Raw genomic sequence first — 20,160 nt, 5'->3', positions numbered from 1 at the left:
GGGAAAAATGATTAATAAAAAAAATAAATATGCAATAGCAGCATTATCAGCCACATCTGCAATTTGCGCCTTAGGAACAAGCAATATATATGCAGACTCTAAGACTGGAGAGGTGACAGCGCATTCACTTAATGTTAGAAGTGGACCATCAACATCATATAATGCTATAGGTGGACTTAGTAAAGGGGATAAGGTTGATATTTTATCTTCAAAAGATGGTTGGTATCAAATTAAGTATAAAAGTAAAGATGGATGGGTAAGTGGAGATTACATTACTACAAAAGGTTCTTCAAATAATTCATCTACTACAGGTAAAAAGCTTGTAGCAACTTGGGGTGTGAATGTAAGAACAGGTGGCTCAACTAAGTATAAAATAATAGGATATATTAAAAAAAATAGTACAGTAGAGATGCTTGGCGTTGCCAGTACAGGGTGGTATAAAGTTAAATTAAGTGATGGAACTATAGGGTATTCTAGTAATAAATATTTAAAAGAAAATAATAGCAATTCAGGTAATAATTCCAATGATTCAAATAATAATGTTACAGTAATAGATAGTTTAATAGCTACTGCAAATTTAAATGTTAGAAGTGGAACATCGACATCAAATAGCATTATAGGAATAGTTTATAAAGGTGATAAAGTAAGTATAGTTGAGCGTACTAATAATAATTGGTATAAAGTCAAGTTATCCAACGGAAAAATCGGTTATTGTTCTTCTGCGTATTTAAAATCACAAGATGAATTAGATTCAGCAACTAACAAACCAGGAAGTTCTAATGACATATCATATAGTATGCAAGTTAAAGCATATGCTTATTGCACGGGAACTATAACAGCTACAGGTACAAAACCTATATTCGGTAAAACCATAGCTGTAGATCCGACTATCATTCCTTATGGGACCAGAGTATACATACCAGAGTTTGATAAAACTTTTATTGCAGAAGACTGCGGTGGAGGAATAAAAGGGAATAAAATTGACATTTATATGAATACAGAAAAAGAGTGCTTGAACTGGGGAGTGCAAAATATAACAATATACATTTTGAAATAAAAGCTAAGTTTATCTTGGCTTTTTTTATGTGAAAATATATATTATTATTCTTAATATAGTTTATAGAGAAATTACAATTTGAGACGAGGGAAAATGTTTACAAAATATGAATTAAAAGTTACAAAGAATAAAAAAGTAAAAAAAGATTTATTTTAGAATGATATCTATAAAACTATTGCAAATACTTATATGTAGCCTTATGTAAAAAATGGAAAATATGTATTTATGTTACTAGTTTGTAACTTTTTTCTGAAAAAGACTTTAAAAAGTTACTAAAATGTAATATTATATATGTATAGCAATAATAAAACATACATTAAAGACGAAATAATTTTCAGTGAGAAAACAACCTTAAAAATTAATATAGGGGGAAAATATATGTTTAAAAAGACTTTAAAAATTACTGCCATAGTAGGAGCATTAGTAATGACTATGGGTATTATAAAGCCGATAGAGGCAGATGCCGCAACTGTAAATGGAACAGCAACAGCAACAATTAATGTTAGATCTGGAGCTTCAACTAAATATAAATCAATAGGAAAAATTAAAAAAGGAACAAAAGTAAAAATAATTTCTACTAAAAATGGATGGCACAAAGTTAAGTATAGCAATAAAACAGGATGGTCTATTGGAAAATATATAAAAAAATCAAGTTCATCTTCAAGTGTTAAAAAGAGAATAACAGTTAAAGCTTATGCATATACAGGTGGCGGATATACGGCTACAGGAACTAAGGCAAAGTATGGAACTTTAGCAGTTGATCCAAAGGTTATACCTTATGGGACAAAAATATATATAAAAGAATTGGATAAAGTATTTACAGCAGAAGACTGTGGTGGAGGAATAAAAGGAAATAAAATTGATATATATATGAATTCTTCATCTGCTTGTAACAAGTGGGGAGTTAGAACAATAACATTACAAATATTAAAATAAAAGCAAGGCTTAGCCTTGTTTTTATTTTTTACAAAAATATAAATTGCAAAATATATAATTTAATATAGGAACAATATAATTAATTTGTCATATAATATACTGTAAATAACTTTATAATAAAATTATTGTATAGGAGATGTATTATATGGCGAAGGTTACAAAACCTGTCACTGATGTAGGTAAAGAAGTTATAAACGGAGTAGGAAACGTGGCAAAAGAAACTGTAAATACAGGTGTAAATGTAGGGAAAGATGTAATTAATGGAGTAGGGAATGTGGCAAAAGAAACTATAAACACTGGAGTAAATGTAGGAAAAGCTGTTAAAGATAATGTTAAAGGTGCAAAAAATAATATAAAAAAATAAGGTGCTAAATGCACCTTATTTTTTTAAGTATTCTTCACCATTAATCTTTAAAGAAGATGGTGAATAGTTTTTTAGTATCATATCGAAATTTATATCACCTTTGTCTGGAACATTAAAATATCCTCTAGCAAAGACTAAGTTGCCATTTTTATGAAGTTGATCAACATTAACATTATATTTGACTCCCAGAGTGCTTTGTATAGACTCTTTTACAATAGAAGAGTATGTTGATACATCAGAATTTGATAAGTTTTGAGTTTCAACCTTAAAATTATGATCATCTGATTGAACATAGGAAGGATTATAGAATTTTTGCCATAAATACATACCAACTAATACACTTGATGCTATTATGAAAATTCCAAGGATTTTTTTTCTAAACTTAAATATTTTAGAATTAAAGACTTTTCGCTTTTTAGATTCAAGGGCTTTCAATTTCTTGTGTTCTTGATATCCAATTACTTTGTGATTTTTACTAAGCTTACTAATATGCAGTTTAGAGATCTTGTTTTTGCCTTCATATTCAGTCTTTTTTTCAATGAATTTTATTGTATTATCTACATTAGCTTGTTTCATTGCCCCTCCCCCTTTTTATATTCCCTTTAACATAATAATACTATATGATAATTGAAAAAAACAAGGAACATGGCTAATTATTATGTAAAAAAAAGTATATCTATAACAAAAAAATAATATAAAAAAATATTTAGATATTATGAAAATCATCTATTTTAAAATTTCAATATTTATTACAGGACAAATGTTGTATAAATGATTTTTTATAGGGTTGTAAACTAAAAATTAGTCTCTTATTTCTTTTTTAGAAACACTTGTTTTAACAGATACAGATGGTATTTTTCCTAATTTACCTGTTAAATTATTAATTGTATCCATATCACCTACAACAGTAACAGCTATAACGGACACTCCTTCATCATCAAAAGGAATACCCATTCTTCCTTTAATAATTCCTTTAAATCCACCTAAAATTTTGTTAAACTCTTGTTGACATTTTTCTGGTTCATCTAAAACAGCACTTATTACAGCTACACGACTCATATGAATTCACCCCTTTAAAAAGTATTAATAAAAAGCTTTCGATTTCATTTTAACAGTATAATAGTGATAAATCTACAAAAGGTAGTATATTATTACTATTAAGTAAAAATTTCAACAAAAAACAAAAATATACTTGATAACGAATAAGTGTTCGTATATAATTATTACATAGAACGAATATTTGGAACGGACGTTTGAATGGGATTATTTTTAAATTTTATCATATTAGTACAAGCATATTAATATAATGAATTAAAATTATTAATTTTTAGGAGTGATAAATTATGGGAACATTAATAACTAATGAAAAAAGAATAGAAGATATAACTTTAGACAATATAAAAAAGGGTGAAGTTACATTAATGCAATTAAATGAAATCTATAATAAAATGGGATTTGTGTTTGTAGCTGATTCTGGTAGATTTACTGGAATAAAAAAAGAAAGAATACATTAATAAAACAAATTATTTATATATAAAGTATTTAAAATAAACCTATACTTGGGTATATAGTAAGTATAGGTTTTTTATGTGGAAAATATCATATACTAGTGGCAAAATGTGTAACAATATAGTTACATCTTGACAAAATTTGTTGTTTATAAGTCAATTATAAAATATAATCCTTTGTAGGGATGAGGTGATGTTATGGGTGACGATATTGAAAGAAAATCAGCCAAAAAAGATAAAAATAAATTGTATAAAAGATTGGGAATAGCAGTAGGTATTATAATAGTAATTATTTGTATCTCAATAAATTCTTTTACTAAAAAGTCTTTATATAATGGTAAAATAGCTGATAATATTTTTATACAAGGGGTAGAAGTATCTAATATGAGTAAGAAAGAGGCTATTGAAGCTATAAATAAAAAATATAAGCCACAAAATTTAAATTTAAGTTATGATAATAATAATTATGAAATCGATTTTGAGGATATTGATCTAAAGTATAATAGTGAAGAATTAGTAGAAAAAGCTTACAATACCACAAGAACAGGTTCTTACTTTAATGATATTACTTCTTACATAAGCATGAGTATGAAATCAGAAGGAGAAAAATATACTATAAAAGTTACTTATGATGAAGAAAAACTAGATGAGTGCTTAAATAAGTTTGCAAATGAAATTAATCAAGACTTTAAAAATGCATCAGTATATATAGGTAGTGGTATAAGTGTTAATCCTTCAAAAACTGGTTTAAAATTTGAAACAAAAGAGAATAAAGAATTAGTTAAGGAAGCTTTAAATAACAAGAAATATGAGACTATAGACTTAAAAGTAAGTGTTACAAAACCCAAAATATCTACTGAAGATGTATCTAGCATAAACACATGTCTAGCTTCATTTTCAACTACTTTTAATTCTGCTTTAATAGAGAGATCGTACAATATAGGGCTATCAGCTCAAAGATGTAATAATGTTATACTAAAACCGGGAGAAACATTTTCATACAATGAACATACAGGAATGAGAGTTCTTAGTAATGGATACAAGAAAGCTTCTGTTATAATAGGTGATCAATATGAAGATGCACCAGGAGGAGGAGTATGTCAAACATCTACTACTTTATTTAATGCAGCTTTATTGTCAGGATTAAAGATAGATCAAGTTAGAAATCATTCTAAAACATCACCATATGTTCCTAGAGGCAGAGATGCTATGGTTAACGATGGAGATAGTGATTTAAGATTTACTAATAACTTTGATCATGCAGTATACGTTCAATGTTATAGAAGTGGAAGTAGTGTTTCTGCAGCAATATATGGTGCATCGCAAGATAAAGTTGGTGTAAACATAAAAGTTGATAACTTTACTTACAATGGCAGACCAGCTGCAAAAACATATAGAACTATAACTGAGAATGGAAAAAGTAAGACATCATATATTTATACAAGTGTGTATAGAAAATAATAAAAAGATGAACTCTAGAAGAGTTCATCTTTTTTTCGTAAAATTATCTTATTATTTTTAAGAACTACCTTTTGTATATAAAAACTATATTTGTACCTTTCAACTGTTTTGTTAAACTTTTTTATAAAGGCATTTGGTAAACATAGAAAAAAATGTAATATATTGGTATAATTTACATATGACATGCAACAAAGGGGGGGAATATATTGAGGTATATTTCGAATAGATATGTGGTATTGGATAATTATGAAGAAATTGAATTTGGTGAATTTTACAAAGCTAGAGACTTGCAAGAGGATATTTTAGTATTTATTCAATTTATAAGGGATGACCAGTATATTAATGAAAAATTTTTACCTAATTTAATAGATGAGTCGATGACTTTGCTACAAATTAATTCTGTTAATATTGCTAAAATACTAGATTTGGGTACTCATTATACTGAAAATGAAAGGTGCTATTATATAGTAAGTGAATTTTTTGCTGGAATTGAACTTAGAAAAGTTATAAAAGGTAATTATATGGACTTAAATAGTATAGTTAAAATATCGAGAAAAATTCTAAGAGCCTTAGACACATCTTATAATAATAAACTTTATCATGGATCATTAACAGAAGATAATGTTTTTGTAGATGAAAATTATAATGTGAAAATATATGATTTTGGTATAACTCAAGCCAATAAAGGCGTTAATATTAGGAAAAATAATAGTATAGGATTTTTATGTCCTCATCAAATTAATATTAATTATACAGATATGGAGAGTGATTTTTTTTCTTTAGGTGTAATTTTATTTGATGCAATTTTTAAAAAAATGCCTTTTGGTATTGGTAAAAATGAAGAGGAAATGTTAAAATTAATTGATAGAGGAATTGACTGGAATACTGTGGCTATTAATACTGAAAATATTGCCTTAGTAAATATGGTTAAAAAACTTATTAGAAGAACTGAAAAATATACTAATGTGAAAGAAGTATTAATTGATTTAAGCAAGTTTATGTATGTTAAAGCTGATATTGAAGAAAATAATATAAGCAGTTTACAACAATATGAAGAGAATAATGGTCATAAGAAATTTCAAGGAAAGTTTTTTCAAAAAGCATTGTTGCTTGTTTTAACACTAACAATCTTAATCACTGTTATTATTCAGTCTAAGTAGCATGAAAATAATTATTTATCAGGAGAAAAAATATGAAAGTAAATTGGAATTCGAAGTACAACACTATATCAGTATATTCATTAATCGTGATCTGCTGTAGTATAATTTTTTATTTTGTAGCATCTCAAATAGGATCTTTTAGTGAAAAGATAAGTATTGCAATTGGGATATTATATCCTTTTATAATAGGATTTGCTATTGCGTATTTGCTTAATTTTATTTTAGACTTTTATGAAGTTAAAATGTTGGGTAAAACTCAGTGGTTTGCTAATTTAAAAAGAGGACATAAAAGAAGTATAGGGTTATTATTAACATATTTAACAGCTGCAGGTATATGCTATTTGTTTATACACTTTATAGTTCCTCAATTAATAGAGAGTATAATGGGGTTTGTCAATGAGGTTCCTCAATATGTGGATAATGTTACTAGATTATTTAATAATTTAATAAACGAAACAAATGTAAGCCCAGAATATGCGGCACTAATACAAGAACAAATGGATAAATACATACAATTTGTTATGGATTTTGCAAAGGAAATAATTCCTATTGTAGGAAATATGTTGAAAGTAATTGCATCAAGTATATGGAATATAGTTCTTGGAATTATTATTTCTGTATATCTATTAATAGATAAAGAAAACTTCTTTGCTATAAATAGAAAAATTATATGTGCACTTTTCTCAACTAAAACTTCAAATAGAATATTTGAATTAACTTACAGAAGTAATGAAACTTTTGGTAAATTCCTAAGTGGTAAAATAATTGACTCTGCTATTATAGGAGTATTGAGTTTTGTAGTATTCTCAATATTTAAGATGCCATATACATTATTAATATCTGTAATAATAGGTGTAACTAATATAATTCCATTCTTTGGTCCATTTATTGGAGCAATACCATCATTTATTATAATTTTATTTGTTTCTCCAACTAAAGCCTTAGTATTCTTGTTATTAGTATTTATAATACAGCAACTTGACGGAAACGTTATAGGACCTAAAATATTAGGAGATTCAATTGGTATATCAGCATTTTGGATATTGTTTGCCATACTTGTGGCAGGTAAATTCTTAGGGATAGTAGGTATGATAATAGGTGTACCTTTATTTGCCATTGTCTATTCAATTATAAAAGAAGATGTTGAATATAAACTTAAGAATAAAGAATTACCAACAGAGACCAAGGATTATATGGATAGAGTATAGCAATAAAATAATCAGGGGGAGATGTTATTATGAAGAAAAAAGGGGTTTTTATTTTAACGCTGTTGATGATGCTCTTGTTAACAGTTAATGCATTTGCAGATAATGTAGATAGTGCATCTAATTATTTCGCTTTAGATGAAGATATAAATATCTCAAAAGAAGTCTTAGGTGATATTTACTCTGCAGGTAAAAAGATCACTGTAAAAGATAATGTAAATGGTGATGTTATAGCACTTGGTGAGACCATCAACATAACAAGTAATGAGGTAAAGGGCAATATAAGATGTGGAGCACAAACTTTAAGTATTAATAGCAAAAATGTAAAAAATATAACTTCTTTTGGTCAAGATATTAATATAGGGGAAAAAACTACTGCAAAAGCTATTTACGTTGCAGGTGAGAATATTAATTTCAAAGGCAGTTGTGAAGGCTTTTATGCTACAGGTGATACAATAATAATTAATGGTAAAATTAATGGGGATGTTAACGTAAACTGCGATGAGTTAATTATTGCGGATAATGGTAAAATCACAGGGGATATAAAAGTATACTCTCCTAAAGAGCCTATTGTAAACTCCAATGTATCTATGAACGACATACAATACACTAAGATAGAAAATTCTACTAATGAGAGTAAACTAAAAGCTTTTTTAGGTTTTGGAACTATTTTATCGATTTTAGGATCTTTAATATTTGGATTGCTTTTATACTCTATATTTAAAAAATTCTTTATCAAAAGTGATGATTTATTAGTGAAAGAACCACTTCCAGTTGTTTTAGGAGGTATGGCATCATTTATATTAACGCCTATAGTTAGTTTATTGTTATTTCTAACGATAATAGCCTTACCTGTGGGAGTAATTTCACTGATTATGTACTTTATAGTAGTTTATTTATCTCCGGTGATTATGGGAATAGTACTTGGCAGACTAATACTTAAGAATAAAAATCCATATTTGCAGATTTTGCTTGGTGTGTTAGTTGTAAGACTACTAAGTCTTTTACCAATGGTAGGCGGTTTTGTATGGGTAGTAAGTGGAATGATAGCACAAGGTTTAATAGTATATTCATTTGTTCAATCAATAAAATATAAAGAAAAAAGAATAGAAATATAATAATAAAAAATATGGGTTATTTTTAACCCATATTTTTTAATGAAATAATTTTCTATAGGAATTTAAATTAATCTATTTGACAAGTGTTAGAAGATAATATACTATTATTGTTACAAGTTAACAAGTCAATAATCTGATGAAGCTTTACAGAAGAGTTGTTTTAGGACACACCGAAGGAGTCATACTCTCAGGTACTTTTTATAAAAGTGGGACTGTAAAGAATAGGAAACTCTGGAGATACCCGCAAAGGGAGCCGAAGGGGCAAGGCTTAACTGCTCAATCTCTCAGGCAAAAGGACAGAGAATATACGTAAAGCATATTTATGCTTTTCTTTAATATGTATGAAATCCTATACTAAATCATCTTTATGATTTAGTATTTTTTTACTTACTAAGATACTATAATACTTTTTATATATTCTTGTATTATCAATACGTTCATAGGAGAGTAAGAAAGTAAATTTTAAGCAAGGTAGTTGCCTAACATTTCATGCATATTCCAAATTATTATATTTTTAGCAAAGTGCATATTGTAATTGTATGCAGGATGCAATTTATTCTTGTCTTTATTCATAAAGGATTATATGATTTTGTACTTAAATTATTTAATTACAAAAGGAGTGTTTTTTATGGATTTTCTTAACTTATTAAACAAGGTGGACAGTTTTATATGGGGGCCACCATTATTAGTGTTACTAGTAGGTACGGGTATTTACCTTACAGTAAGATTGGGATTAATACAAATTGTCAAATTACCTAAAGCATTAAAATTAATTTTTAAAGCTGAGAATGAAGGTAATGGTGATATTTCAAGTTTTGGAGCTTTATGTACAGCTCTTGCAGCAACAATAGGAACAGGTAATATAGTTGGAGTTGCTACGGCAATCAAAGCTGGTGGACCAGGAGCATTATTTTGGATGTGGCTTGCTGCATTCTTTGGAATGGCAACCAAATATTCAGAAGGTTTACTTGCTATAAAATTTAGAACTAAAGATAAAAATGGCCAGGTATCTGGTGGTCCCATGTATTATATAGTAAATGGTATGGGTGAAAAATGGAGACCATTAGCATTATTTTTTGCTATAAGTGGTATACTAGTAGCCCTTTTAGGTATAGGTACATTTTCACAAGTAAACTCAATCACAGATGCAGTACAAGGGTCTTTTAATATAGACCCTAAAATAACAGGAGTTATATTAGCGATTTGCGTTGCGTTAGTTGTATTTGGAGGGCTGCAAAGTATATCCAAGGTGGCAACTAAAATAGTTCCTTTTATGACAGTAGCATATATATTAATATGTCTTACTATTTTGGGGAAATTTTATACATTAATACCAGAAACATTTACATTAATATTTAAAAGTGCCTTTACTGGTCAAGCGGCTACGGGAGGTTTTATAGGAGCAACTGTATCTATGGCTATTAGAAATGGTATAGCTCGTGGAGTATTTTCAAATGAGTCAGGTCTTGGAAGTGCTCCTATTGCAGCTGCAGCAGCAAAAACTAAGTGGCCAGCAGAACAAGGACTAATATCAATGACTGGTACATTTATAGATAGTATAATAATTTGTACTTTAACAGGAGTATCTTTAATTATTTCAGGTGTTTGGCAAAGTGATTTAAATGGAGCCCTGATGACTCAATCAGCTTTTGCATCAATACTTCCAAATTCAGGACCGATATTTTTAACAATAAGTTTAAGTTTATTTGCATTTACAACTATCCTTGGATGGAGCTATTATGGAGAAAGATGCTTTGAATTTTTATTTGGGGTAAAAAAAATAAATTTGTTTAGAGGTTTATTTGTACTTATGGTGTTGCTTGGAGCATTTTTAAAATTAGAAATGGTTTGGATTATAGCTGATATTGTAAATGGCCTTATGGCACTACCAAATTTAATTGCTTTACTTGCCTTATCGCCAATAATCATATCTGAAACTAAATTGTACCTAGATTATTTAGATGAAAAAAATAAATCAGATGGAGAAAAAATAAGCTAAAATATCATGTTTTGAATGTTTTATTGAAATTTTTAAAAACTTTTAAAAAAATTTTTACTTTTTTATAAAAAAGGTACCCAAAATAGAACTTAACCTTTGTATATATAGTGTAAAAAATAAAAAAGGAGAGATTTCAATGAAATTAAACAAAATGGTAGCAGTAGCTTTAGGTGTAATTCTTACATCATCAACAGCATTATCACAAGTAGGAGCGGCGGATGCAGCATCTAAACTTATAGGAAGTACAAAAGCAAAGGAAATAATGTTAAAGAAAGTTCCGGGAGCGAAAATAGTTAAATTTAGACTAGATAATGATAATACTCCAGAGTACGAAGGAGAATTGACAAAAGGAAGTTATAAGTACGAAATAGATGTAAATGCAAAAAGCGGAAAAGTAACAGATTACGAAAAGGAAACAATAAGAACATCTTCTTCAAAATACATAGGAGAAGCTAAAGCAAAAGAAATAATGCTAAAGAAAGTTCCAGGAGCAGAAATAGTAAAGTTCAAATTAGATAAAGATGATACAGCTGAGTATGAAGGTGAATTAAGAAAAGGTAACTATGAATATGAAATATCAGTAAATGCTAAAACTGGAAAAATAACAGATTACGAAAAGGAAATAATAAAAACATCTTCTTCAAAATACATAGGAGAAGCTAAAGCAAAAGAAATAATGCTAAAGAAAGTTCCAGGAGCAGAAATAGTAAAGTTCAAATTAGATAAAGATGATACAGCTGAGTATGAAGGTGAATTAAGAAAAGGTAACTATGAATATGAAATATCAGTAAATGCTAAAACTGGAAAAATAACAGATTACGAAAAGGAAATAATAAAAACATCTTCTAAGAAATTAATAGGAGAATCTAAAGCAAAAGAGATAATGCTAAAGAAAGTTCCAGGAGCAAAAATAGTTAAATTTGAGTTAGATAATGATAAAACACCAGAATACGAAGGTGAATTAAAAAAAGGTAACTATGAATATGAAATAACAGTTAACGCTATAACTGGTAAAATAACAGAATTTGAAAAAGATAATGATTAATAAAAAATAATTTTTAGTGGTAAAATATAAATAATGTTAATAAGAAACCTTAGATTGAAGTAAAATTCAGTCTAAGGTTTTTATTTTTAGTATAAATAGTTTTAAAAGAAGTATATAAGGTAAAATATATAATATAAATTATTATAAAAAATAAAGGAATAATCATATGAAAAAAGAGAGAAGACGTATAATTATTGATTTTGAAGTATTGTCCAAAGGTGGATTTTGGATGTGCTGCATGAAAGATTATAAAACAGAAAAAGAGCATGTTATTGTTAACGACAGGGAAGAGTTTCTTAGAGTTTTTAACAAAAACAAAGACTCTATTTGGGTGGGATATAATATAAAGGGATATGATCAATGGATAATGAAGGGAATAATTGCTGGGATAGATCCTTGTATTATATCAGAAAAGATAATTGAACAAAATATTTCTCCTTACGCAGTAGACAGAAGTTTAAATAAAATTGATATAAAAATTTTTGAACTAAATGACAGTTATAGAAGTTTAAAAGAATTAGAATTATTTATGGGAGAAGATATAAGAGAAAGTACTGTTTCTTTTGATTTAAATAGATATCCTACAAAAGAAGAAATTGAAGAGCTTACTACTTATTGTCTTCATGATGTTAGAATGACTTTTAAAGTGTTTCAAGAAGTTTATTACAAGTATGAAGCACAACTGGGATTAATAGAATATTTTAAATTAGATAAAAGTATGATAAACAAAACAGAGGCTCAGTTAAGTGCATATATTCTGGGTGCTAAAAAGCCGAATTATACTAGAGAAGATATAGTAGAATTTGAAATAGTTAATACTATAAAACTTAGTAAGTATAATAATATAATGCAATGGTATGAAGATTATAATAATAGAGATTTTAAGAAATATCTAAGAGCAAATGTATATGGAGTTGACACAGATTTTGGATGGGGAGGACTTCATTCTGCAAGAAAAAAATATGAAGGCGAAAAGTTTATTGTAAATTCTGATGTTAGTTCCTTTTATCCATCTATTATGATAGAATATGGGCTTCTTAGTAGAAACGTACAAAATCCAGGTAAATTTAAAGAAATAAGAGATACAAGATTCAAATTTAAAAAAGAAAAAAATCCTATAGAAAAATCACTTAAACTTGTACTTAACTCTACGTATGGTGCATGTTTAGATGTAAATAACGATTTGTATGATCAAAGACAAGGAATAGCTATTTGTGTCAATGGGCAATTATTACTTCTTGATTTAATCGAAAAAGTTGAATTAACTTTTGGTGATAGAGCAGAATTTATACAAGGAAACACGGATGGTGTTATGTTTAAATTTAACTCTAAGGAAGATGTAGATAAATACTTAGAGATATGCAAAGAGTGGAGTAAAAGAACAAAAATGAACTTAGACCATGATTTTATAAAAAAAATAATTCAAAAAGATGTAAATAATTATGTTTACGTTAAAGAAGACAATAGTATAAAAAGCAAGGGTGCTTATGTCAAAAAACTAAGTTTAATAGATAATGATCTACCTATTGTTAATAAAGCCATTAAAGAAAAGTTGATTAATAATATAGAAATAGAAAAAACGGTTAATGATAGCAATAATCTAATAGACTTTCAAAAAAGTATTAAAATTACAGGTAAGTATAGCCATGTAGTTTATGGTAAAGAAAACATAAATCTTAAAGTTCTTAGAGTATTTGCAAGTAAATTAAGTAGTGATAAGGCCATTATGAAAATGAAAAGTGATGGAAAATTAGAAAAGATAAGTTATACTCCTGATAGAGTTTTTATTGATAATAGTCAGGTGATTAATAAAGAAATACCAAACAAGTTAGACAAGTCATGGTATATTAAGTTGGCAAAAGACAGGTTGGAAAGTTTTATTCCAGAAAACTCATTTACTTTATTTGATTATTTTAATATGATTTAAATATGAAAAAGAGCCGTATAAAATACGGCTCTTTTATTTGGGCTAGCGTCATACTTATACTAGATGTATAAGTTCCCACTTATGAATATAATTATAAGTTATCCACTCACAAAAGTAAATGGAATTATTTGTAAAATACCGTAATTTTAAAAAAGATAAGGTTAAAATCCTACTCTACTGTGGAATATTATTTAAGATAAAAGAAGGTACGTCTTGGACAGGTATATTTAGAACTGTGGCAAATTCCTCATCTATTAATTTTTCAGCAGTCTTTTTAAAATCTTCATCTGTTTTAGATATTTTTTTCCCAATAGATAATTTTTCTTGTTCGATAAGGTTAATACTTTTTACTAACTGAGCCAGTCCTTCGCACTCGTTATTTTTTATTAATGATTTAAAGTGCTCACTTCTTTGTCTATCGTTTTCAATTTCAAATATATCTAAATTAGGTATACTTTTTATTATTGATAAGACTTCTTTTTCTGATAGAAGGTGTCTCATAAGTAATTTTTTACTGTCGGTAGGAACTTTGATGATAGTATTTTTATCAGAATAAACTGGTTGTATTACATAATAGGATTTACGGCCTATGTAGATGTTTTCTTCCTCTACAATATCTAATATTTTACAAACACTCATTGAACCATAAATTACATAATCATTTTTGCTAAACATGTAAGAATCACCCCTTATAATAATCATTTTGATAAATGGGATTAACTTATCAAAATTTTGCTCTATACTTATATTCTATCACACTTTGCATGGTGTATGTAAGATTTATAAAATACGCATAAATAAACCTATGGCTAGTTAGCCATAGGTTTACTTTTGGAGAACTTTATAATTAACAATTTTTAAAAGTAGTAGTATCTAAATTAGTATATATAATTCCACTACTTACTCCAAAGAAATTAAGGCTAGAGTCTGTATAAGAAGGCTCATTGCCCAAACTAGAATCTGTACAAGAGTAAGCCATTTCTTCATATCTCTTTTCGGTTAAAGCTAAATTTTTATAAGTTGAATTTTCATTCATATTTAACACCCACCTTTTATTTTTATAATATATATTGTATGAGGGGAAGTGTAGAATGTTAATTAAAAATTAGAAAATTCTGAAAATTATAAAAATTTAAAATTGACTGAGAACACAATAAAATACAAAACCTATATTAATATAAAAATATTTGATTTATAACAATGAATAAACTTTATTACACAAAACAAAGGACATAAAAGCTAAATTATAAATCTAAACTTAAGGCAATTAATTGAAAATACAATAATTGATATAATTAATAATGCATATAAAAACCTTATTTATAAAAACTAATAACAGACTTTATTGACAGGAGGCAAAAATGAATTGTAAGTGGGCTTCTAATGAAGATAGAAATTTAAAATGTTGCAGGGATGCGGACTCATCTGGATATTGTATTTTTCATAAGAAAAATAAAAATAAAAGACAAAGAGCTTTATTTAAGGCTTATATAAAAAAAGGTAAAGTTAGTGATTTTACAGGCTTTTGTTTTGAAGATAAATTTGATATTAATAAGTTAGTAAACTTTGACTACGATAAATTAATATTTTGTGAGGCTGTATTTAAAGAAGAAGCCAACTTTAGTGGTTTTAGATTTAAAAGTACTGTAGATTTTACAAATGTAAGGTTTGAATCTTGCGTTAATTTTAATCAGGCAACTTTTTTAGGGAATTGTATATTCAATAAAACTATTTTTAATTCTAAATATATAAATGAAGAGATCTTTGAAAAATCATATTTTAATGGCCAAAAACTTATAGTAAAAAAATGTGTTAATTTTCCTCGCTTAGATGGAATTGTATTTTCACCATATACAAAATTTATTTTAAAAGATACATATTATAATGAAAAAAACTACTTATGCGGGAAAAATAATTATAAAATAGCTAGAATACAAGCAAAAACAATAGAAGATAACGAAAATATTGGCTATTACTATTATAATGAAAGGAATTATGCTAGTAATTTCTTGAAAGTCAATAAATACAAGGGATACATGGATTATTTAGTTAATGACTTTTTTGATTTTTTATCAAAACATTTTATAGGATATGGTGAAAAACCTATAAGGTTACTATTAATAAGCTTTTTAATTATAAGCTTATTTGCTTTTATATATTTGTTTACAGGAATAAACAGTCTTTATCGGGGATTAATAAAGATAAATTTATTAAATAATACATGCTCACTTTATGAACTTGTTACTTTTTATATGGAATCCTGGTATTTTTCTATGATGACATTTAGCACTGTAGGATACGGTGATTTTATTGCATTTGGTTTATTAAGTAAAATTTTAGTATGTATAGAAGTTTTTTTAGGAATAACAATACATGCCACATGGACATCTGTATTATTCTCAAGAATGATAAAATAATTTTAGAAAATAATTCAAGATTATTACGCAATTAAAGGGGAAAAATAATTTAGACTAAAGTTACCAAGAAGGTGAGAATTTTGAAAAAGGGATCACAAGCATTACTAGTTTTTCTAATCATTATAAGTATTGTTACTCCTAGTATTTCTTATGGTGAGAATACAAATGTTGATAAGTTTTCCAAGTCATCCATACTAATTGATCAAGACACTGGTAGAGTGTTATATGGGAAAAATCCTGATGAAAAAAGACCTTTAGCCAGTCTTAGTAAAATGATGACATTTTTGATTGCTATTGAAGCAATTAATAATAAGGAGGTAAATCCTCAAGATATTATTGTAGTAGACAAAGATATAGCAAAAGTAAGAGGTTCTTCTTATAAACTAAAAGAGGGAGAAGAAGTTCCACTAATAGAGCTTATGAAGGGCTTAATGATAGTATCAGGAAATGATGCAGCAGTGGCAATATCAAAACATATTGGAAAAAGTGAAGAAAAATTTGTAGAGAGAATGAATAAAAAAGCAAAGGAAATAGGAATGACAAGTACCTCATTTGTAAACTGTAATGGTCTTCCAATATATAGTCTATCTGATCCTAAAAAGCCACCAAAAGAAAATATTTCTACAGCACGAGATATTGCTAAACTAGGTAAATTTATGATGGATAACTATGAAAAAGAAGTAACAGCCATAACAGATATGCAAACTTACACTTATTCAAAAAGAGGTTTTTGCAAAAACAACACCAATGGACTTCTTTCCATAATACCTGAAGTAGATGGAATAAAAACAGGATATACAGGCAATGCAGGATATTGTTTAGCTTTTTCAATGAAAATCAACGAAGATACTAAAAATATAGAAAATAGACTAATAGGAGTGTCTCTTGGAGCTAATCATAAAAATAAAAGAATTCAAGCGTGTCTTGCAATGCTTAAGTATGGTAAGGAAAACTTCACCACTCAAAAAGTTATGAGTAAAGAAGATTTAATTGGTAAAAAATATTTAAAGGGTCTAGAAGAATTAGAAATAACTTTAGAAAGTAAGGAAGATTTAATAATAGTGAAAAAAAACGATGAAAATATAAACACACAACTTACTTTTAAAGAAATTAAATTGCCTATTAAAAAAGGTGATGTATTAGGTGTAATAAAGTACTATAATGATGATGGAGAAATTTTAGGTGCTAGTAAAATTGTAAGTAGAGAAGATTTATCTAATATTTCATTAAAAACAAGAATGAAAATTTTGTTTGCCGATTAATATCTAAAAATTAGTTAATAATTATAATGTAAGGTTATATTAAATTATATTGAAATTTATTTTTTCCTATGGTATACTATCAGAGGTGAAAAAATAAAATATAAACATCACACACGGCCATGGGATTCTTAAAAGGTGCCATAAAATGGTTTTTTAGGGAGTTGAGCATGCCGGAGGTACAAAACCAAGGAGGTACAAAATGTCAGTAATATCAATGAAACAATTATTAGAAGCTGGTGTTCACTTTGGACATCAAACAAGAAGATGGAATCCTAAAATGTCAAGATTCATCTTCACAGAAAGAAACGGAATCTATATAATAGATTTACAAAAAACAGTTAAAAGAGTTGAAGAAGCTTACAAATTCGTTAAAGAAGTAGCTGAAACTGGAAAGCCAATCTTATTCGTAGGAACAAAGAAACAAGCTCAAGAAGCTATAAAAGAAGAAGCTGAAAGATGTGGAATGTTCTTCGTAAACGAAAGATGGTTAGGTGGAATGTTAACTAACCACCAAACAATTCAAACAAGAATTAAAAAATTAAGAGAATTAGAAAAAATGGAAGCTGAAGGTGTATTCAACGTTCTTCCTAAAAAAGAAGTTATAAAATTAAACGCTGAAAAAGAAAAATTAGAAAAATACTTAGGCGGAATAAAAGACATGCCTGAATTACCAGGAGCTATATTCGTAGTTGACCCAAGAAAAGAAAATATAGCTATACAAGAAGCTCACAGATTAGGTATACCAGTAGTTGGTATAGTTGATACAAACTGTGATCCAGATGAATTAGATTTCCCAATACCAGGAAATGACGACGCTATAAGAGCTGTTAAATTAATAACTGGTGCAATGGCTACTGCTGTAATAGAAGGTAGACAAGGTGCTGAAGAAGAAGTTGTTGAGGAAGAAGCTCAAGAACAATAAAAAAAAATAGATGGTAAGGGGGGTTCCCTTACCATTTAGAATATATAGGAGGAATAATAATGGCTAACATAACTGCACAAATGGTTAAAGAATTAAGAGAAACTACTGGAGCTGGAATGCTTGATTGTAAAAAAGCTTTACAAGAAGCTGAAGCTAACATGGAAAAAGCAATAGATTTATTAAGAGAAAAAGGTTTATCAAAAGCTGCTAAAAAAGCTGATAGAGTTGCTGCTGAAGGTCTAGTAACTATAGAAGTAAATGCTGACAATACTGTTGCTGCAATAGTAGAAGTAAACTCAGAAACTGACTTCGTTGCTAAAAACGAAGACTTCAAAGTATTCGTTAAAGATGCTGCTGAAATGGCATTAGCTACTGAAGCTACTGAAATAGAATCATTATTAGCTGAAAACCACAAAGAAGGAAAAGCATTAAAAGACGTATTAAACGATAGAATAGCTAAAATAGGTGAAAAATTAGACTTCAGAAGATTCGAAAAATTAACTACTGAAGGTCAAATAGCTGGATACATACATGGAGCTGGTAAAATAGGTGTTTTAGTTGAATTATTAACTGAATCAAGAGATGAAAAAGTACTAGCTATGGGTAAAGATATAGCTATGCAAGTTGCTGCTATGAACCCAAAATACGTTTCAAGAGATGATGTTGATCAAACTTATATAGCTCATGAAACAGAAGTTTTAACTGCTCAAGCGTTAAACGAAGGAAAACCTGCTAACATAGTTGAGAAAATGGTTAAAGGTAGATTAGAAAAAGAATTAAAAGAAGTTTGTTTATTAGAACAAACATTCGTAAAAGATTCTGATTTAACTATAAAAAAATTAGTAGCAAATACTGCTAAAGAAGTTGGTTCAGACATACAAGTTGGTAGAGTTGTAAGATTCGAAGTTGGTGAAGGTATAGAAAAGAAAGAAGAAAACTTTGCTGAAGAAGTTGCTAAGCAACTTAAGTAATAGTTAACCAAAAGAGAACACTTATGTGTTCTCTTTTTTGGAAAATGAAACAAATAATATAAAATATATATGAAATGCAGACGGGAGGATTTCTATGGAACCTAAGTACAAAAGAGTATTACTTAAGCTAAGTGGTGAAGCGCTAGCTGGTAACAAAGGATTTGGAATAAACAATGAAGTTGTTAATGAAATAGCAGTGGCTATTAAAAAAGTACAAGAAATTGGTGTTGAAGTTGCTGTTGTAGTAGGTGGAGGAAACTTTTGGAGAGGAAGAACTTCTGAAGGTATGGATAGAACAACAGCTGATTACATAGGAATGCTTGCTACAGTTATGAATGCTATGGCTCTTCAAGATGCCTTAGAAAATATAGATGTACAAACTAGAGTACAAACTGCAATAGAAATGAAAGAAATTGCAGAACCATATATAAGAAGAAAAGCTGTAAGACACTTAGAAAAAGAAAGAGTTGTAATATTTGGTTCGGGAACTGGAAATCCATATTTCTCAACTGATACAGCTGCAGCACTAAGAGCAGCGGAGATGGAAGCGGAAATAATATTATTAGCTAAAAAAGTTGATGGTGTGTATGATAAAGATCCAGTTTTACATGCTGATGCTAAAAAGTTTAATGAATTATCATATATAGAAGTATTACAAAAAGAATTAAAAGTTATGGACTCAACTGCAACATCTTTATGTATGGATAATAGTATTCCAATAAAGGTATTTGAGTTAACAACAGAGAATATATTAAAAGCAGTGTACGGAGAAAATATAGGAACAACTGTACATTAATAAAAAACTAAT

At 28.1% G+C, this 20,160-nt stretch carries 20 protein-coding genes and 1 riboswitch; of the genes, 16 read left to right on the top strand and 4 right to left on the bottom strand.

The features are described from left to right. Nucleotides 1-7: 7 nt before the first annotated feature. The 3 genes from JW646_RS02635 to JW646_RS02625 all read left to right on the top strand — a co-directional run bounded on the left by JW646_RS02635 (nucleotide 8) and on the right by JW646_RS02625 (nucleotide 2,357). Nucleotides 8-1,057, top strand: coding sequence for an SH3 domain-containing protein (locus JW646_RS02635; protein ID WP_228416483.1), 1,050 nt, complete (start codon nucleotides 8-10; stop codon nucleotides 1,055-1,057). A gap of 378 nt (nucleotides 1,058-1,435) precedes the next feature. Further along, nucleotides 1,436-1,993 carry a 3D domain-containing protein gene (locus tag JW646_RS02630; protein ID WP_148557815.1) on the top strand — a complete coding sequence of 186 codons (558 nt, stop codon included), beginning with the start codon at nucleotides 1,436-1,438 and terminating at the stop codon, nucleotides 1,991-1,993. A gap of 145 nt (nucleotides 1,994-2,138) precedes the next feature. Next, nucleotides 2,139-2,357 carry a hypothetical protein gene (locus tag JW646_RS02625; RefSeq protein ID WP_074918135.1) on the top strand — a complete coding sequence of 73 codons (219 nt, stop codon included), beginning with the start codon at nucleotides 2,139-2,141 and terminating at the stop codon, nucleotides 2,355-2,357. Nucleotides 2,358-2,372: 15 nt separating this feature from the next. Here the strand turns inward: JW646_RS02625 and JW646_RS02620 are convergent, their stop codons facing one another. Both JW646_RS02620 and JW646_RS02615 read right to left on the bottom strand, forming a co-directional pair. Next, the gene (locus JW646_RS02620) at nucleotides 2,373-2,933 is read right to left on the bottom strand and encodes a hypothetical protein (RefSeq protein WP_074918133.1); all 561 of its coding nucleotides are present in this window, start codon (nucleotides 2,931-2,933) and stop codon (nucleotides 2,373-2,375) included. Nucleotides 2,934-3,158: 225 nt separating this feature from the next. After that, complete coding sequence (locus JW646_RS02615) at nucleotides 3,159-3,416, bottom strand: TM1266 family iron-only hydrogenase system putative regulator (protein ID WP_018589437.1); 258 nt, start codon at nucleotides 3,414-3,416, stop codon at nucleotides 3,159-3,161. Nucleotides 3,417-3,700: 284 nt separating this feature from the next. Here JW646_RS02615 and JW646_RS02610 point away from each other — a divergent pair, with 284 nt between their 5' ends. From JW646_RS02610 to JW646_RS02575, 8 genes are all read left to right on the top strand, one after another. Then, nucleotides 3,701-3,871: a hypothetical protein gene (locus tag JW646_RS02610; RefSeq protein WP_175487672.1), complete on the top strand. Its 171-nt coding sequence runs from the start codon at nucleotides 3,701-3,703 to the stop codon at nucleotides 3,869-3,871. Nucleotides 3,872-4,063: 192 nt separating this feature from the next. After that, entirely contained in the window at nucleotides 4,064-5,326 is a 1,263-nt protein-coding gene (locus tag JW646_RS02605; protein ID WP_074918131.1) for a VanW family protein, read from the top strand. Between the two features lie 206 nt (nucleotides 5,327-5,532). Next, the gene (locus tag JW646_RS02600; RefSeq protein WP_228416481.1) at nucleotides 5,533-6,486 is read left to right on the top strand and encodes a protein kinase domain-containing protein; all 954 of its coding nucleotides are present in this window, start codon (nucleotides 5,533-5,535) and stop codon (nucleotides 6,484-6,486) included. Between the two features lie 32 nt (nucleotides 6,487-6,518). Further along, nucleotides 6,519-7,694 carry an AI-2E family transporter gene (locus tag JW646_RS02595; protein ID WP_228416480.1) on the top strand — a complete coding sequence of 392 codons (1,176 nt, stop codon included), beginning with the start codon at nucleotides 6,519-6,521 and terminating at the stop codon, nucleotides 7,692-7,694. A gap of 29 nt (nucleotides 7,695-7,723) precedes the next feature. Next, nucleotides 7,724-8,809, top strand: a complete 1,086-nt coding sequence (locus tag JW646_RS02590) for a hypothetical protein (protein ID WP_148557811.1) — start codon at nucleotides 7,724-7,726, stop codon at nucleotides 8,807-8,809. A gap of 221 nt (nucleotides 8,810-9,030) precedes the next feature. Continuing rightward, nucleotides 9,031-9,119: riboswitch (glycine riboswitch) on the top strand. 318 nt (nucleotides 9,120-9,437) lie between these two features. Further along, nucleotides 9,438-10,808: an alanine/glycine:cation symporter family protein gene (locus JW646_RS02585; protein WP_148557810.1), complete on the top strand. Its 1,371-nt coding sequence runs from the start codon at nucleotides 9,438-9,440 to the stop codon at nucleotides 10,806-10,808. Nucleotides 10,809-10,944: 136 nt separating this feature from the next. After that, nucleotides 10,945-11,853: a PepSY domain-containing protein gene (locus JW646_RS02580; protein ID WP_148557809.1), complete on the top strand. Its 909-nt coding sequence runs from the start codon at nucleotides 10,945-10,947 to the stop codon at nucleotides 11,851-11,853. 166 nt (nucleotides 11,854-12,019) lie between these two features. Next, the gene (locus tag JW646_RS02575) at nucleotides 12,020-13,780 is read left to right on the top strand and encodes a hypothetical protein (RefSeq protein WP_228416478.1); all 1,761 of its coding nucleotides are present in this window, start codon (nucleotides 12,020-12,022) and stop codon (nucleotides 13,778-13,780) included. Nucleotides 13,781-13,954: 174 nt separating this feature from the next. Here JW646_RS02575 and JW646_RS02570 read toward each other — a convergent pair whose 3' ends face one another. Both JW646_RS02570 and JW646_RS02565 read right to left on the bottom strand, forming a co-directional pair. Next, the gene (locus JW646_RS02570; protein WP_187359288.1) at nucleotides 13,955-14,455 is read right to left on the bottom strand and encodes a CarD family transcriptional regulator; all 501 of its coding nucleotides are present in this window, start codon (nucleotides 14,453-14,455) and stop codon (nucleotides 13,955-13,957) included. 172 nt (nucleotides 14,456-14,627) lie between these two features. Then, on the bottom strand, nucleotides 14,628-14,816 hold the full coding sequence (locus JW646_RS02565; protein WP_148557807.1) for a hypothetical protein: 189 nt from the start codon (nucleotides 14,814-14,816) through the stop codon (nucleotides 14,628-14,630). Nucleotides 14,817-15,141: 325 nt separating this feature from the next. On the opposite strand from JW646_RS02565, the gene JW646_RS02560 reads away from it, so the two are divergent. The 5 genes from JW646_RS02560 to pyrH all read left to right on the top strand — a co-directional run bounded on the left by JW646_RS02560 (nucleotide 15,142) and on the right by pyrH (nucleotide 20,148). After that, the gene (locus JW646_RS02560; RefSeq protein WP_228416476.1) at nucleotides 15,142-16,197 is read left to right on the top strand and encodes a potassium channel family protein; all 1,056 of its coding nucleotides are present in this window, start codon (nucleotides 15,142-15,144) and stop codon (nucleotides 16,195-16,197) included. 80 nt (nucleotides 16,198-16,277) lie between these two features. Next, complete coding sequence (locus JW646_RS02555) at nucleotides 16,278-17,459, top strand: D-alanyl-D-alanine carboxypeptidase family protein (RefSeq protein WP_331478055.1); 1,182 nt, start codon at nucleotides 16,278-16,280, stop codon at nucleotides 17,457-17,459. Nucleotides 17,460-17,658: 199 nt separating this feature from the next. Further along, complete coding sequence (gene rpsB / locus JW646_RS02550) at nucleotides 17,659-18,381, top strand: 30S ribosomal protein S2 (RefSeq protein ID WP_074918110.1); 723 nt, start codon at nucleotides 17,659-17,661, stop codon at nucleotides 18,379-18,381. Nucleotides 18,382-18,440: 59 nt separating this feature from the next. Continuing rightward, nucleotides 18,441-19,352: a translation elongation factor Ts gene (gene tsf / locus JW646_RS02545; RefSeq protein WP_228416472.1), complete on the top strand. Its 912-nt coding sequence runs from the start codon at nucleotides 18,441-18,443 to the stop codon at nucleotides 19,350-19,352. A 94-nt stretch (nucleotides 19,353-19,446) separates the two neighbouring features. Next, complete coding sequence (pyrH, locus tag JW646_RS02540; protein ID WP_148557803.1) at nucleotides 19,447-20,148, top strand: UMP kinase; 702 nt, start codon at nucleotides 19,447-19,449, stop codon at nucleotides 20,146-20,148. Nucleotides 20,149-20,160: the final 12 nt, after the last annotated feature.

It is taken from the genome of Terrisporobacter hibernicus (genome assembly GCF_020809405.1).
Classification (GTDB): Bacteria; Bacillota; Clostridia; order Peptostreptococcales; family Peptostreptococcaceae; genus Terrisporobacter; species Terrisporobacter petrolearius.
The sequence above is the reverse complement of the archived record's forward strand: the minus strand, read 5'-3'. Positions and strand labels throughout refer to the sequence as shown.

Bases quoted from the DNA above. Each gene is read 5' to 3' on its own strand.
- JW646_RS02635 (WP_228416483.1), top strand. From the start codon at position 8: ATGATTAATAAAAAAAATAAATATGCAATAGCAGCATTATCAGCCACA.
- JW646_RS02630 (WP_148557815.1), top strand. From the start codon at position 1,436: ATGTTTAAAAAGACTTTAAAAATTACTGCCATAGTAGGAGCATTAGTA.
- JW646_RS02625 (WP_074918135.1), top strand. From the start codon at position 2,139: ATGGCGAAGGTTACAAAACCTGTCACTGATGTAGGTAAAGAAGTTATA.
- JW646_RS02620 (WP_074918133.1), bottom strand. From the start codon at position 2,933: ATGAAACAAGCTAATGTAGATAATACAATAAAATTCATTGAAAAAAAG.
- JW646_RS02615 (WP_018589437.1), bottom strand. From the start codon at position 3,416: ATGAGTCGTGTAGCTGTAATAAGTGCTGTTTTAGATGAACCAGAAAAA.
- JW646_RS02610 (WP_175487672.1), top strand. From the start codon at position 3,701: ATGGGAACATTAATAACTAATGAAAAAAGAATAGAAGATATAACTTTA.
- JW646_RS02605 (WP_074918131.1), top strand. From the start codon at position 4,064: ATGGGTGACGATATTGAAAGAAAATCAGCCAAAAAAGATAAAAATAAA.
- JW646_RS02595 (WP_228416480.1), top strand. From the start codon at position 6,519: ATGAAAGTAAATTGGAATTCGAAGTACAACACTATATCAGTATATTCA.
- JW646_RS02590 (WP_148557811.1), top strand. From the start codon at position 7,724: ATGAAGAAAAAAGGGGTTTTTATTTTAACGCTGTTGATGATGCTCTTG.
- JW646_RS02585 (WP_148557810.1), top strand. From the start codon at position 9,438: ATGGATTTTCTTAACTTATTAAACAAGGTGGACAGTTTTATATGGGGG.
- JW646_RS02580 (WP_148557809.1), top strand. From the start codon at position 10,945: ATGAAATTAAACAAAATGGTAGCAGTAGCTTTAGGTGTAATTCTTACA.
- JW646_RS02575 (WP_228416478.1), top strand. From the start codon at position 12,020: ATGAAAAAAGAGAGAAGACGTATAATTATTGATTTTGAAGTATTGTCC.
- JW646_RS02570 (WP_187359288.1), bottom strand. From the start codon at position 14,455: ATGTTTAGCAAAAATGATTATGTAATTTATGGTTCAATGAGTGTTTGT.
- JW646_RS02565 (WP_148557807.1), bottom strand. From the start codon at position 14,816: ATGAATGAAAATTCAACTTATAAAAATTTAGCTTTAACCGAAAAGAGA.
- JW646_RS02560 (WP_228416476.1), top strand. From the start codon at position 15,142: ATGAATTGTAAGTGGGCTTCTAATGAAGATAGAAATTTAAAATGTTGC.
- rpsB (WP_074918110.1), top strand. From the start codon at position 17,659: ATGTCAGTAATATCAATGAAACAATTATTAGAAGCTGGTGTTCACTTT.
- tsf (WP_228416472.1), top strand. From the start codon at position 18,441: ATGGCTAACATAACTGCACAAATGGTTAAAGAATTAAGAGAAACTACT.
- pyrH (WP_148557803.1), top strand. From the start codon at position 19,447: ATGGAACCTAAGTACAAAAGAGTATTACTTAAGCTAAGTGGTGAAGCG.